Below are 13,858 nucleotides of genomic sequence, written 5' to 3' on the forward strand. Positions count from 1 at the left end.
GTTCTCTTATGGTTTAGGAAGAATATCAGGATTGGCGGTTGATCTCTTGATAAATTCCTTCTCACCTTCGGCTGTGATTTTTGCGACAATCACGTCACGTAAAGGCATTCTATCCGTGCCTTTGAAAGTAAAATTGGACATGATGCCTTCACCATTTTCAAGATTTGCCATCGCTTCTGAAACTGCTGCAGGGTCAGTAGAACCAGCGACAGCTACTGCCTGTTCGATCATGTTGGCGATGTCACAACCATTGACATAATAGTTGTTGTCTGGAGCTGAGCCGGTAGCGGCTTCAAAACGCTTGTTGAAGTCCGCGTAGGCTGATCCCTCGTCTGGGAAACCGCCTGATGTGTGTGTCACCCCGGTCACGACATCACCCAATGTACGCAATGTTGGTGAATCCAGAACATCACCACCCATAACTTGCGTATCTAAACCCGCTCCGCGCAGTGCCTTAATGAGAGCCGGGAAATCAGGCTCCCATGCCCATGTGACAATCAAATCAGGTTGGGGATCAGCTGCCTTGATTGTTGTCACAATAGCAGAAAAATCCGGTTGGCTAAGTGTGTAGTTAGATTCTCCGACAACCTCACCACCCAATGATGAGAATGCCGTGCCGAAATATTCCGGACCACCAAGCGTGTAAGCACTGTCTGGTGATTTCACAAGCCAGACTTTTTCAAAGCCGCTATCTCTGGCATGTGTTGCCAAAACTGTTGCCTGTTGGTTATCAGCAGGATAGCTGCCAAAAACATGCGCACCAACCTGCGTTAATACAGGTGCTGTTCCGGCAAAAGTCATGGTCGGTATATTATCAACCTGTGTAATCTGAGCCGCTGCAATGGTCGGGTCTGCATCTGCGGATGAGACAATAAACTGTGCGCCTTCATCGATCATTTCCTGAACGACTTTGACACCTTCTGCAATGTCGGAACGTGTATCCTTGACAATTGTTTTAACTTTCAAGGTTCCATTAAGACCGCCACTTGCGTTTTTCTCATCAATGCAAAATTGAAAACCTGCATAGGATGGACCATCATATGGGGCCAGATATCCAGATTGTGCTGACATGACTCCAATCACATATTCTTCGGAATATGCTTGACCAGCCATGACTGTTAAACAAGCAGTTGTTAGCAGTATCTTTTTGAGACTCATTTATTCTCTCCATTGGTTAGTGCTTCGTCACTTACTTTCTTATTTGCCAAATTCGCAGTACGACCTTTGCCGATATAGGCTTCTATAACTGCAGGGTTAGCTTTGACCTGTTCAGGTGTTCCTTCGGCAATGATTTGTCCTCTATTCATCACAACAATCCAGTCAGACAGGCGATTGATGAATTTCAAATCATGATCAATTAGGAAGATACCGGTGCCGCGTTTGTCGCCCAGTTGTTCCAATCGCTCTGCAAGATCGGCAGTTTCTGCCGGGTTCATCCCTGCAGCGGGCTCATCAAGCAACATCATTGTTGGCTCTTGTGATAATGCACGTGCGATCTCTAATCGTTTCTGAGCACCGTAGGGAAGTTCATTGGAGTGCATATTAGCGACAGCCGTAAGATCAAATTCCATGAGTTCACGGACTGTTGCTTGTTCACTTTCTCTAGGATTTAAGCCGCTTGAAAATGCGCCAACAAGCACATTCTCATATGCTGTAAGTCCTTGAAACATTCGAATGTTCTGGAAACTGCGCGACAGTCCCAAACGTGCGATTTGTTCACGTGATTTATGTGTTATTTCTTGCTGTGAAAAATGTATTTGGCCAAAATCCGCTTCATATTGTTTGGTGAGCAGGTTTACTAAAGTCGATTTCCCAGCACCATTGGGTCCGATGAGGCCCGTAATCCTGCTCGATGGAGCAGAAAAACTCACATCCGATACAGCCTTAACACCGGCAAAATTCTTTGAAAGTCCGTTACACGATAGAACTTTCTCTTCCGGCTTTCGAGATTGAGCCGAGGGTTGTGAGGCTTTTTTGATATTACTAAAAAGTCTTGAATCTGCGCCCGGCCCAACCTCATGATTGCCAACCAAACCTTGAGGTCTCAATCTAATAATAAGCAAGATAATCAAGCCCAAAACAACAGTTGTCAGGCCAAAGACTTCTGGGAGTTCAATTCCCCACCATACTGCACCACCCTCGAACTGCCGGACTGTATCTTGCAAAAATGTAACGACCATAACCCCGGCAACGGCACCGCTGACAGACGCCATACCACCGACAATCATCATTGCTACATGAGCAAACACAAGTGATAGGTAAAATGAAGCAGGTGAAAATGCACCCAGCATATGCCCGTACAGTGCACCGGCGACGGTTAGCAGTGCACCAGAAAGACACCAAGAGATATAACGTGTTTTTATTGGATTAATGCCAAGAGCAGAAGCTGCGTCTGCATCGTCTCTTGCTGCTCTGGCGAATAGGCCAAACCTACTTTCTCTGAATAAACGAGCAACTATAACAAAGGCAAGTGCGGCTGCCATTGCTAAGGGGAGATCAGTCTCACGCGGGACACCATAAAAAGTTTGGCTTCCACGTGTAATTTCTCTCGCACCTACGGCAACACCATGGACAATAATCAATAATCCAAGCGTTGCAATGGTCGCAGAAGCTGCCGCTAATCTTGAAATGGCGGTGCCAGTAATTGCTGCGAAAACCAACCCTGTCAAAAGAACGATTGGGAGAGATATCCAGATATCAAATTCATGGCTTGAAAGAAATGCGGGTAGTTGAGGTAACGCGGATTTTTGTAATGCTGCGGGCATTGTCAGAATGCCTGATAGGTAGGCACCAATAAGCATAAATGATCCGTGTCCGAAAGATACGATTCCTGTGTTGCCGCAATAGATACCTAGGGCAACAACTGCGGCAATATTTACACACATCTGTGTTGCAATGCGTTCACCAGTTCGACCAAAAACCAAAGACAGAAATAGGACGACGCAGATCACAGCTATCAGACACAAAACTGTACGCACAACATTGGTCGCCGCAAGTCTTGCAGGCAGGGTGAGTATGTCTGAATGGTTGCTCATTTCGCCTTCTCACGCTTTAGTAGGTTGAGGAGGAATCTAGTTGAGCCTATCGCTACCAGCCCGCCGGGTGCAAAACGAAGTACCAAAATCATAGCGACCGCGACTATTATAAATCGGGCTTCCTCCATGCCCCTTATTCCCGCCATTGTTTCTGTTGCAAATATCAAGAAGAATGATGCGATAACTGGACCGATTATGGTGCCAGCCCCACCGATCAAGACCATTGAAAGTGCGAGACTCAAGGTGCCGAAACTTAAAACTTCAGGTGAGGCCACGCGTAGGTAAATGGCAAAGAATCCGCCCATAATGCCGGGAAATATTGCACTTAGAACGAGGGCTAGGACACGTTGTCTGGTGATTGATATACCACGTGCAACCGCATAATCCTCGTTATCTCTAACGGCCATAAGCGATTTACCAAACGGCGACTTGGTTAACAACAATAAGTACAGCGTTGAGATGACGAGTAATGCAAGACCCACATAATAATAGCCAAGCTTGTAATCACGGATGAATTTGTAATCACCAATTTGCAAAAATGGTATGCGAACCAAACCTTCTGCACCGCCGGTAATGTGAGATTGGCTTAAAATGAGTTGCAGCACAAGTTGGCTAAATGCAAATGTTACCAAAACAACGTAAATGCCTTTGAGGCGTACAACTGGTGCGGCCATGATAAAGGCCACAATCGCAGCGGTTATCCCTCCAAGTGGAATAGCCAGCCACGGGTCTACCCCGAATGTTTTGGCTGCAATAGATGCCGTGTAAACACCTGACGCAAAAAACGTTAGATGGCCAAAATTGAAAACACCGCAATAGCCCAGCGACAAATCCCAGTTCGATGCAATGACTGCATAAATGAATGCGATGATGAAGAGATGACGTGTATAACTATCTTCGACAAAAATTGGGATGACCAACAAAATCAGAAAACCTGCAATGAGGGAAAAATATCGTGCCATCTATGCTCTCCCAAACAGACCATTTGGCCTGAAAATAAGAACACAGATTAATCCCAAGAATAGCAGGAACGGTGTCCAGTAAAGCCCAACCACAAGAACTAAAAATGCTTCAGCCATGCCAATGACAAAGGCTGCCCCCGCAGTTGACCCCATCGATCCCAAACCACCAAAGATAACCACGATCATTGCTTTGACTAAAGGCTCTGCGCCTAATGAAGGTGTGATGAACCGAATAGAGCCAAGCAATATACCTGCTAGTGCGGCCAGTGCAGCACCAAGCCCAAAGGCAAGTGCAAATGTAAGGGGAACATTAATCCCTAAAAGTGCCGCCGAATCCTGATTTTGCCCCACCGCTCTAAGTGAACGACCAACATTTGTTCGCGATGTAAAGACCCATAGGGCTACCAGAATAAAAGGTGCGAGAATAACTACCATAACTTCGTGGGCAGATATAACAGAACCAAATATGGAAACATCGCCTTCAACAAGTCGAGGCAATTGTTTAAGCCTTGAACCCCAGATAATCTGGGCACTTTTTTCAAGAATAATCATAGCTGCCAAGGTGGTCATCACCGTAATCAGCAGCATGTTTGGTTTGCCGTAAAACGGGCGAATAAGCAGATATTCGATGACAACACCAAGCAGTGTAGCAACCACAATGCCTGATATAAGGCCGGCTCCAAGCCCAAGGCCCATCGCTTCGCTGACCGTCCAAGCCACATAGGCACCAATCATCATGAGCGCACCATGGGCAAAATTAAACACGCCCAAGGTGGTCCAAATGAGGCTGAGGCCACTTGCCATCAAAGCATAGAGTGCACCTAGCACAACGCCAGATAGGATTGTCGAAATAAGCGTCTCGGTCATCTATGCCTCATTTCCAAAATACATATCCATGATCGCTTTTTGGTCAGGCGAATTATCTTTTGAAATCTCCTGCTGCACGGAGCCATGTTCGATAAAGTATAGCCGATCTGAGAGTGACAATAGTAATTCAACATCCTGCTCAACAATAACCAACGGTACCTTTTGAGAAATGTCTTTAAGTGCAACGGACAGTTCTTCTTTGAGCTTGGGCGACAGGCCAAGCGTAGGTTCGTCCAGTAGTAATAATCTCGGTGCACACATCAAAGCGGCACCAATTGACAGCATTTGCCTTTCACCGCCGGACAGAGTTTTCGCCAATTGTGACTTACGTTCGGCAAGACGAGGAAATAGCGAATACACAAACTCCAGATTCTCTTTCGCACTATCTTTTCCGCGTTTGCAGAACGCTGCCATTTCAAGTGTCTCAGCAATTGCCATATCTTTGAAAAGCGTATTGCCCTGTTGCGAATGTATAAGGCCATGAGCGACAATCTTCGACGGGGACAGTCTGCCAAGATCATTATCATCGAAATATGTGCGTCCGTTTTCGGGTTTAATCAGGCCAGAAAGGACACGCATCAATGTTGTCTTGCCATGACCATTTGGTCCGAACAGACCGACATTCTCACCCAAATTAACATGAAGGGAAAGATCACGAAGGACCGTGTAATTTCCGTAACCGGCTGTTACATTTTGAACATCTAGGAAGCGCGTCATTTCGTCCGCCCTCCCAAATATGCCTCTATAACTTCAGGCTGCTTGATGACATCTTTCGGGTCACCCTCTGCAAGCAACGAGCCATGATTGAGAACGAGCAGTCTCTGCGCGACCGACAAAAGTAGACCAAGAACATGCTCGATTAGAATAACGGTAATGCCCTTCTCGTTGATGGATTTAAGCAGTGCATCAAGCGAGGCTATTTCCGGTTTTGTAAGACCAGATGCAGGTTCGTCCAGCATCAGAATTTTGGGCTTCATGATCAATGCTGAACCGATCATCAATTGCTTACGCTCATAGACCGACAATTCTGTTGTTTTTAAAAATGCCCGTTGATAATCAAAATCAATATTATCCAGTACATTTTCGGCTTGGATGTTCGCTGTTTTTCGATCAAAATTTAGTCCGTAAGAACCAGCGAGTGCGACAGTTTCGAGAGCATTTAAATCAGGAAATTCAGCGTCCTTTTGGAACGTGCGGAGTAAGCCGAGTTTTGATATATTATGGGGTGGCATCTGATCGATTGTCTGACCGTTGAAGGTGATGGAACCAGATGTTGCGCCAAATGGAATGCGCGTCAAAATATTAAAGAGTGTACTTTTACCTGAACCGTTCGGTCCAGCAATTCCCAAAAATTCACCTTGATTTACGCTAAATGAAACATCGTTCACCGCCTTCAGTCCACCGAAGGACTTGGTCACGTGATCAACAGTGAGAATAGGGTTTGACATTGAAACTCCAAAAACAGTTTTTGACTGAGCGGGAACATTCCCACCCAGCGTATTCGAAGGATTTATTTCATCCAAGTTGGCTCTGAAAAATCGCCGGTTGCATAGACAGGTGGGTAGAACAGTACGCGTTCACCTTCGTTGATCTGGTAGAACTGAAGCGGGATACCGTCGTTGGACTGAACTGCAAGGTGTGTCTTAGGATCAAACTTGACCTTGCCCATAGCTGTTTGCGTCTCGCTTGCACCGATGGCTTTACCGATTTCAACGCGCTTTGATGGGTCTCCAACTTCGCTCAGAGCTTTCGCGTAGATCAAAACCTGCTCATAAAGAGCAGCACCATAAGTGCCCGGCTCATTGCCAAACTTTTCTTTATATTTACTCAAAACTTCAGCGGCACGAGGGTTCGTTGGTGTATTTAAAACACCGCCCAAAAGGTTATAAACGATCCCGGAAGACTGCTCTTTTGTGAGTTCGATAAATTCCGGTACCGAAGGTGCATATTGAATAAACACCAAACTGTCCGTCGGGTCTTCGTTGAACTGTGACACGAACAAAGCTGCATTCGCAGACACATAATCGGTATTAATTATAACAGCAGGTGGGTCCTGACGAACTTTTGCCAAAAAGCCACGCCAGTCATTAATCTCGCCAAACGGCAAAAGGTCGTTATGGGTTACTTCCCACCCGGCAGCGGTAAATGCTTCAACCATGCCATCGGCAATGCCTTTGGAGTAAGGATTATCAGATGCAATGATTGCGACTTTCTTGTTCGGTAAGTCCAGTTTCCCATCATTGGCTAATCCATCCACTACAGGCACAATTTCTGTATTGTATCCAGCAAAAGATGGTGTGAGTGACCAAACGGTTTGGAAGCTGTCAGGGTCAGGTGAGATGATGCCTTCAGTCTGTGTCGAGTTCGCAGACACCATGTAAATCATGTCCTGCTCGGCCATCATTTCAATCTCGAAATTGGAACCAGATGCATAACCGGTCATGATTGCACCCATATCGCGATCACCAAGCAAACGCTCGGCGGCAGTTGATACTGCATCAGCACTGGCATCGCCCACATCGCCGACAGCAAGTTCGAATGTATAGCCAGCAACGCCTCCAGCGGCATTGAGTTCATCAATAGCAAGTTGAGCACCATTGACCATTTCCTGACCATCAGCAGCTTGCTTACCTGATACTGGTGCAAGCACACCAATTTTTACCGTTTCCGCGAATGCATTGCCGGCAAGAATTGCAAGAGTAGCTGTGACTGATAACATCAGCCTAAGACTGTTCCTTTTGAGCATTTCATTTCTCCTTTTTGAGTTAATTATAATTGGGCCAGAAATCTTGAAAGATATGTATCGAAGAGTTCAGGTGCCTCCCAAAATGGGGCGTGTCCAATCCCATCTAGATCATGAACTCGACCTTCCCAGATGTTTTTGAATGCAAGTGCTGCTATAAAATCGTTGTGGATAAACGCATCTTCTCGGCCATTTACGATGGCTAATGGTGCGTAAGAGTTAATGGCTAAATCCTGTTGATTTGGCCCGACGCCGCATGCAAGCTTGGCAAGCATTAAGGATCGGGCTCTACCGTCTGTTCTAGCCACGGCATCTTTTAGAAACGGCTCATATGGTGCATTAGGTCCGCATGTGTTGTGCGCAAAAAACTCTATCTCTTCATCAGATAATATCTGCTTTGAAGCGATTGAATGTTCGATATCACCAGCAAAGCCTTCAGAAATAGCACCTTTAGCTTTAGTGACCGGAGGCGATCCAGTAATCATCAAACCCTTTATAGATTTGGTCTGGTCAAGCATATCAAGTGCAATATGGCCGCCTAGGGACCAGCCTAAAATCGCGAACTCATTGACATCAAGCTTTTGAAGCAGTTCGAGACCGGCACTTGCATAGCCCTGCATATTGTATGTTCGATCAGGATTGATTGCGTTGTCAGAAGCACCATGACCGGGTAGATCAAATGCTATGCATCTATATTGTTTGCCAATCTCCCCATCGAGTTGGTTTTTAAATACCTGATGACTGGTTGAGTTCCCGTGCACCATAAGTAACGGCAATCCCGTTCCACTGCTTTCTCTATAGGCCAGTTGTCCATGGGACGTTTGCATATGATCCATATCAGGCATTTTTTACCCCACACATATCAATCACGGACGCGGCAATGACCTTTGTTGTTTCCACTAAACTTTCGATATCCACGCACTCATCATTGCCGTGGAACCCTTCTCCAGCCGGGCCATAAATGACCGGCACAACGCCTTTTCCGGCGTAATGTGCAGCGTCTGTTACAGCCTCAAAACCTTTGATTTTTGGCTTCTGTAATTGGAACTTATCCGCGTTTTTTAGGACAGATTGTGTGAGCGGATGGTCAGTTGGCGTGTCCATTGGCGGAAAATATAGGTCCCACAGATTCCATTCTATATTAGGAGGGTTCTCCCGCATCCACGGGTCCATTTGGGCAAAATGATGAACGAAAGCCTCAAATTCAGCTTTCACATCCTCAAAATTTTCTTGTGGCATGAACTTATAATCCAGCACCATTGTCACAACATCAGAAATCATTGCCGCATTCGTCATGATTGCCGGGTTTCCATCTTCACCCATTCCTGCTCCACCCATGATGGTACCGGGGTTGATGGTTGCAAGCCCCGCAGGCAGCAAAGGATGGTTATTGTTTTGACATCTACTGGTCTCAAAATCACGAAGTGCGCCGATAAATCTGCTCGCCAATTCGATGGCGTTGACGCCCGGCTCTAAGCGACCGGGGGTTTCATGTTGCGGCCAAATGGAATTGAACCGCCAGCCCGCATGCGCCTGCTTTCCAAATATCGTGACCTTGACCCAACTTAAACCGCCTTCAGCGGGGATAACATCACCCCATGTTGGTTCTGCAATAATGGCATGTTTGGCGAGTATGCCTTTGTTCACAAGATCGATAGCACCGAAACCACCTGCCTCCTCGTCCACAACTGTGTGGATTGATAATTTGCCCTCAAGCTCAATTCCTGCCTTGTGAATGGCTCGTGCTGCGGAGATGCAAGCAGCAACCCCACCTTTCATATCAACCGCCCCACGCCCCCATATGCGCCCATCATCCGATTGGCCGCCGAATGGGTCACGTTTCCACGCGTCTGCATCACCAACGGGGACGACATCGACATGCCCGCATAAGATCATGCTCTTGTCGTCTGACCCTTGCCATTCCGATACTAAGTTTGGCCGGTCTTCAAAGACATCCCAACGCTCTTGTGTGAACTCAATGGACGATAGCTCTTGTGAAATTCGATCCTGAACATCAGCTTCACGGTTTAAGCCCTGTTCCTGCTGAAACTTCGGATTGACGGAGGGTATGCGGACAAGATCTTGCGTCAGGGCAACGACATGATCTTTGTCATTTTCGATGATATCTATCACGGAGCTGATTGCATCATTCATGCTATACCCTCCAACTCTTTAATTAATTGATCTGAAGTCAGTTGGCGGCAATAACCACTAATTGCTGAAATTGAATTGTCGTGTCGCTCTTGCGTATATGTCAGGCAAGCGTCGGTCACCTGTGTGACCAAGTAACCAAGATCGCAGGCATCGCGTATGGCACTTTCTACGCATTGATCTGTTATCAGGCCGGATATGATTAATTGCTTCACACCGAGATTTCTTAAAGTGTAATCAATGTGTGTTGAGATAAAGACTGAAGAAGATGATTTGGGTAACACGATCTCATCTCCCACAGGAGCAATCTGGTCGATCACTTTTCCATCCCATGACCCTTTTGGCACGTTAAACCCGGTGATCTTATAATCAAGAGAACGGTCCCTGCCATCCAGTGTCAGGCTTTCGATAGTTGTGTACATCACCTCAACACCTGAACGACGACAAGCGGATTGAATCTTTTGCATGTTGGGAATAACGCGGTGATCAAGCTCGGTAAAATACCAACCATATTTTTCGTTAAAGGCACTATCATCCAAGTCTTTGAATTCTGCACCTTTCCGATGGGCTGAGAAATTTTGCACATCAATGAACAGAAGTGCGCTTTCAGATGGATTGATGGTTTTGTTGCGTGTCAGACTCATTTCAACTGCTCCAATATTTCACTCATTGCGCTTGAAATCAGTTCAGCCCATTCATCAATACCTTCCTGTGAGAGCAGTTGATCATTTCGAACTTCAATGAGTGTATGGGCTGCATTTAATTTTTCAGCATATTGTGGAATGAACCAGTCTGATTTCTCATCAATGGCATAAGGTTCATTAATCGCCAAACTGTAATCTGGTCTGAGCTTTTGAATATGCTCACATATCCCTTTCGCAGTTTTCATATCTTGGCGCGACAGAAACCCGGCGTTCCACGGACGTTTCTGACCACCCATTTGGGGGTGAATGAATGTATCGAGATCAATAATTTACGTTCGTATTGATCAAGGCAGGCAGAAATTGCGCTATCCATGGGATCAAATATTTCGTGTCTACGCGCTAACTCTTCCTCTGGTGTGCAATCTTTATTGCCAGCAATTTCGACACCATCGCTTATGACCGGAATAGAACCAAACTCAGTTGGTGGGCGATTGCAATCAATGACCAAGCGGCTGTAGCGTTGCAATATCAGTGGTGCCGTTAGATTGTGCGATATCTGTCGAGCCAGTTTCTCAGCACCAATATCCCAACCAATATGACTTTGTCGCGCTTCATCCGACAATCCCAAGTCATCCAAGCATTTTGGTATAGTGTTACCGGCATGTTCGCAAAGCAACATAATGGGCGCGGAACTATCCCGGTTCTCCCATACAACTGGATCGGGATCAGATGACCCCAACAATCCTGATATTTGCTCCAAAAAATTCATCTGAGTTATATTTGCCCTTATGTCTGACTTGCGCCATTAACACGCTAAGCTTAGATTAACGGTAAATATTTTTCAAAGTCAATGATTTTTATGTTGACTGAAAAATTATTTTCATTCATCTGTATAGGTAATTCGAAAGTTGAAATAAGTTATGTACGTAAAAGAAAAGATCGAAACAGCTGCATCAGAGCTAACGGCAGGAGAGCGCAAACTTGCTGCATCAATTTTGTCTGACTACCCTTATGCTGGGCTATTATCCATTCAGGAATTAGCCAAAAGATCGGAAGTCTCTTCTGCGTCTATTTCAAGGTTCGTTATCAAAATTGGCTTTGGCGGATATCCTGAATTTCAACGTGACATCATTAAAGAGCTGAAGGAAGGGGAGCGATCACCGATTGATATTTACCAGTCAAACCGGAAGATCGACAAAGGTTTTCTCGATGATTTCGTTTCCAAGGCAGCAAGCCAGTTGCAACTTGCAACCGAAACAATAACTGAAGAACAGTTCGTTCAAATATGCGGAATGCTATCGGACCCGAAAAAACATATCTATGTTATTGGCGGTCGGGTCAGTAATGCAATTGCTGAAAATCTTTCATTCCACTTAAGACAATCACGCAGTCATGTCTATCATTTGCCCCGTGATCCAGAGGTTTGGCCCGAATATATTTTAAGAATGAATTCTGGCGACGTTCTGTTTGTCGCCGACTTTCGGCGATATCAAAAGAGTTTGCAGGACTTGTGTAAGGTAGCATGTGAAAAACGCGGCGTAAAAATTATTCTTATGACTGACAAATGGCTGTCACCGCTTGCCAAGCATGCCGCTGAAATATTGCCCGTACCAATTGATATTGGCACTCTTTGGGATACCTATTCAGCTGCGCTCACAATTACTGAAGCCGTAGTCACTTATATTGCTGAAAACAACTGGGAACAAACTCGTAACCGCATTACCGAATGGGACGGGATACGTGATCAATCAGGAAAAGAAGCCGATGACCAATGAACCGCTTATATTTGCTGCCACATGCGATATTGCAGGTAAGGTGCGAGGCAAAGCCTTTCCGGCCGCGCAACTCGAAAAGAGATTACAACGCGGTGTTGGTTGGACGCCGACAAATGTGCAGATAACTTGCTTTGATACGATTGCGGAAAGTCCATTTGGCGCATTGGGTGATCTGCTGCTAGTCCCAGATGACAACACCGACGTAATACTTAAACTACCGGATGGTAAGACTGAACGCTTCATGCTCGGCGACATCTCTGATCTGGATGGTAATCCATGGAACTTTTGCACCCGTTCGATATTGAAATCCGCTCTTGGGCGGCTGGATGATGTTGCAGGCTTGAGCTTGTTATCAGCCTTTGAACATGAGTTCCAACTTAAAGAAGAACCAGCGATCATAAATCAAGGCTATGGTCGCGAAGGCTTTGAACTTCAACGAGACCTATGTGAGCTATTGGTGGCATCATGCGAAACTGCTGGGTTAAACACCGACAGCATTATGAAGGAATATGGTCCCAATCAGTTTGAAATTGTAGTTGGTCCAAAGATCGGTGTCACAAGTTCTGATGAGGCTACAATTTTGCGGGAACTAACGCGTTCATGCGCAAGCGCACTTGGGCATAATGCAACATATACGCCCATTCGGGATGTCAATAATGTCGGCAACGGTGTCCATGTCCATATGAGCCTGCTTGATCAGAACAATGAACCTGTTGGATATGATGAAGAATCACTATATGGCATGTCAGAAATTATGGGTTCATTTGCGGCTGGTATCTTGAAATATCTCCCAAATATCATTGCCCTGACTGCACCATCAGTGATCTCCTATGAGCGGCTTACGCCGCATAGATGGTCTGCGGCCTATAACAATCTGGGGTTCAGAGATAGAGAAGCATCACTACGGGTTTGCCCGGTCACTGCCAAGGACCCTCAATCAATCGCTAAGCAGTTTAACATTGAATATCGGGCAGCTGATGCAGCGGCATGTCCTCACCTTGCGCTGGCAGCGATTATTCATGCCGGTACGCAAGGCATTGAGGAAAACTTGCCAACGCCAACACCAACCGAAGAAGACCTTTCTGTGCTGGAACCGGATGAACTTGCAAAGCGTGGGTTCGAACGGCTACCAACTAATCTGGAAGAGGCTCTTGCAAAGTTCTCCGAGAGCGACACTGCAACGGGTTGGTTCCCGGATAAATTCAGCGATGTGTATATGGCACACAAAAAGGCTGAAATCGAACATGTGAGCGAAATGTCTGTCGAAGAACGATGCGCTGCCTATGAGGATACTTACTGATTGCAATTACAACATCATTAGATGCACGTTAACATTGAGTTTGCATTTGAGGATATGCTAATCTCCTCACGCACCATGTCAAAAATCGCAGAGATATTTGGATTTCCATTAGCTTTTGGAGATCACTACAAGGTGCCTATTACTATATATCCAATTGAACAAATTATTGGTGCTTTATCCGCAACGGAACCGCAACGTTATCGACAATTTGACTGAGTTTCATTGTAATAAGTGATTGATAATAATTGATATTTCTCAGGGTATTTGGAGTTTTAAGATGCGCTCCGAAGGCAGAGGTCGCAGATTCGAATTCTGCCGGGTGCGCCATTAACTTGCTGATATTATTGAATTAAATTTATAGAAATCTGCTCTTTACAAGTT

General features: G+C 45.7%; 14 protein-coding genes and 1 tRNA gene. 3 read left to right on the forward strand and 12 right to left on the reverse strand.

Annotation, left to right across the window (positions count from 1 at the left end; translation table 11 throughout):
• Positions 1–6: 6 nt before the first annotated feature.
• From ACZ1GZ_RS06320 to ACZ1GZ_RS06375, 12 genes are all read right to left on the reverse strand, one after another.
• Positions 7–1,158, reverse strand: coding sequence for an ABC transporter substrate-binding protein (locus tag ACZ1GZ_RS06320; RefSeq protein ID WP_472667625.1), 1,152 nt, complete (start codon positions 1,156–1,158; stop codon positions 7–9).
• Positions 1,155–3,035, reverse strand: coding sequence for a branched-chain amino acid ABC transporter ATP-binding protein/permease (locus ACZ1GZ_RS06325; protein WP_472667626.1), 1,881 nt, complete (start codon positions 3,033–3,035; stop codon positions 1,155–1,157). The genes ACZ1GZ_RS06320 and ACZ1GZ_RS06325 overlap by 4 nt, the downstream gene beginning before the upstream one ends.
• Positions 3,032–3,997 carry a branched-chain amino acid ABC transporter permease gene (locus tag ACZ1GZ_RS06330; RefSeq protein ID WP_472667627.1) on the reverse strand — a complete coding sequence of 322 codons (966 nt, stop codon included), beginning with the start codon at positions 3,995–3,997 and terminating at the stop codon, positions 3,032–3,034. Before ACZ1GZ_RS06330 ends, ACZ1GZ_RS06325 begins: the two co-directional genes overlap by 4 nt.
• Positions 3,998–4,864 (reverse strand): branched-chain amino acid ABC transporter permease, encoded by an 867-nt coding sequence (locus ACZ1GZ_RS06335; protein ID WP_472667628.1) that lies wholly within the window; start codon positions 4,862–4,864, stop codon positions 3,998–4,000.
• On the reverse strand, positions 4,865–5,581 hold the full coding sequence (locus ACZ1GZ_RS06340) for an ABC transporter ATP-binding protein (RefSeq protein ID WP_472667629.1): 717 nt from the start codon (positions 5,579–5,581) through the stop codon (positions 4,865–4,867).
• On the reverse strand, positions 5,578–6,312 hold the full coding sequence (locus ACZ1GZ_RS06345) for an ABC transporter ATP-binding protein (protein ID WP_472667630.1): 735 nt from the start codon (positions 6,310–6,312) through the stop codon (positions 5,578–5,580). The genes ACZ1GZ_RS06340 and ACZ1GZ_RS06345 overlap by 4 nt, the downstream gene beginning before the upstream one ends.
• A 62-nt stretch (positions 6,313–6,374) precedes the next feature.
• Positions 6,375–7,610 (reverse strand): ABC transporter substrate-binding protein, encoded by a 1,236-nt coding sequence (locus ACZ1GZ_RS06350; RefSeq protein WP_472667631.1) that lies wholly within the window; start codon positions 7,608–7,610, stop codon positions 6,375–6,377.
• Between the two features lie 23 nt (positions 7,611–7,633).
• Positions 7,634–8,452 carry an alpha/beta fold hydrolase gene (locus ACZ1GZ_RS06355; RefSeq protein ID WP_472667632.1) on the reverse strand — a complete coding sequence of 273 codons (819 nt, stop codon included), beginning with the start codon at positions 8,450–8,452 and terminating at the stop codon, positions 7,634–7,636.
• Positions 8,445–9,761, reverse strand: coding sequence for a M20 family metallopeptidase (locus ACZ1GZ_RS06360; protein ID WP_472667633.1), 1,317 nt, complete (start codon positions 9,759–9,761; stop codon positions 8,445–8,447). The genes ACZ1GZ_RS06355 and ACZ1GZ_RS06360 overlap by 8 nt, the downstream gene beginning before the upstream one ends.
• Positions 9,758–10,402, reverse strand: coding sequence for a cysteine hydrolase family protein (locus tag ACZ1GZ_RS06365; protein ID WP_472667634.1), 645 nt, complete (start codon positions 10,400–10,402; stop codon positions 9,758–9,760). The genes ACZ1GZ_RS06360 and ACZ1GZ_RS06365 overlap by 4 nt, the downstream gene beginning before the upstream one ends.
• Positions 10,399–10,647, reverse strand: coding sequence for a hypothetical protein (locus ACZ1GZ_RS06370; RefSeq protein ID WP_472667635.1), 249 nt, complete (start codon positions 10,645–10,647; stop codon positions 10,399–10,401). The genes ACZ1GZ_RS06365 and ACZ1GZ_RS06370 overlap by 4 nt, the downstream gene beginning before the upstream one ends.
• On the reverse strand, positions 10,644–11,171 hold the full coding sequence (locus tag ACZ1GZ_RS06375) for an N-formylglutamate amidohydrolase (protein ID WP_472667636.1): 528 nt from the start codon (positions 11,169–11,171) through the stop codon (positions 10,644–10,646). Before ACZ1GZ_RS06375 ends, ACZ1GZ_RS06370 begins: the two co-directional genes overlap by 4 nt.
• A 151-nt stretch (positions 11,172–11,322) precedes the next feature.
• Between ACZ1GZ_RS06375 and ACZ1GZ_RS06380 the strand changes: the two genes are divergently transcribed.
• The 3 genes from ACZ1GZ_RS06380 (at position 11,323) to ACZ1GZ_RS06390 (ending at position 13,804) form a co-directional block, all read left to right on the forward strand.
• Positions 11,323–12,177 (forward strand): MurR/RpiR family transcriptional regulator, encoded by an 855-nt coding sequence (locus tag ACZ1GZ_RS06380; protein ID WP_472667637.1) that lies wholly within the window; start codon positions 11,323–11,325, stop codon positions 12,175–12,177.
• The gene (locus ACZ1GZ_RS06385) at positions 12,167–13,477 is read left to right on the forward strand and encodes a glutamine synthetase family protein (protein WP_472667638.1); all 1,311 of its coding nucleotides are present in this window, start codon (positions 12,167–12,169) and stop codon (positions 13,475–13,477) included. Before ACZ1GZ_RS06380 ends, ACZ1GZ_RS06385 begins: the two co-directional genes overlap by 11 nt.
• A 260-nt stretch (positions 13,478–13,737) precedes the next feature.
• Positions 13,738–13,804 (forward strand) — tRNA-OTHER (locus ACZ1GZ_RS06390).
• Positions 13,805–13,858 lie beyond the last annotated feature (54 nt).

This window comes from Lentilitoribacter sp. JB5-8 (genome assembly GCF_055693385.1).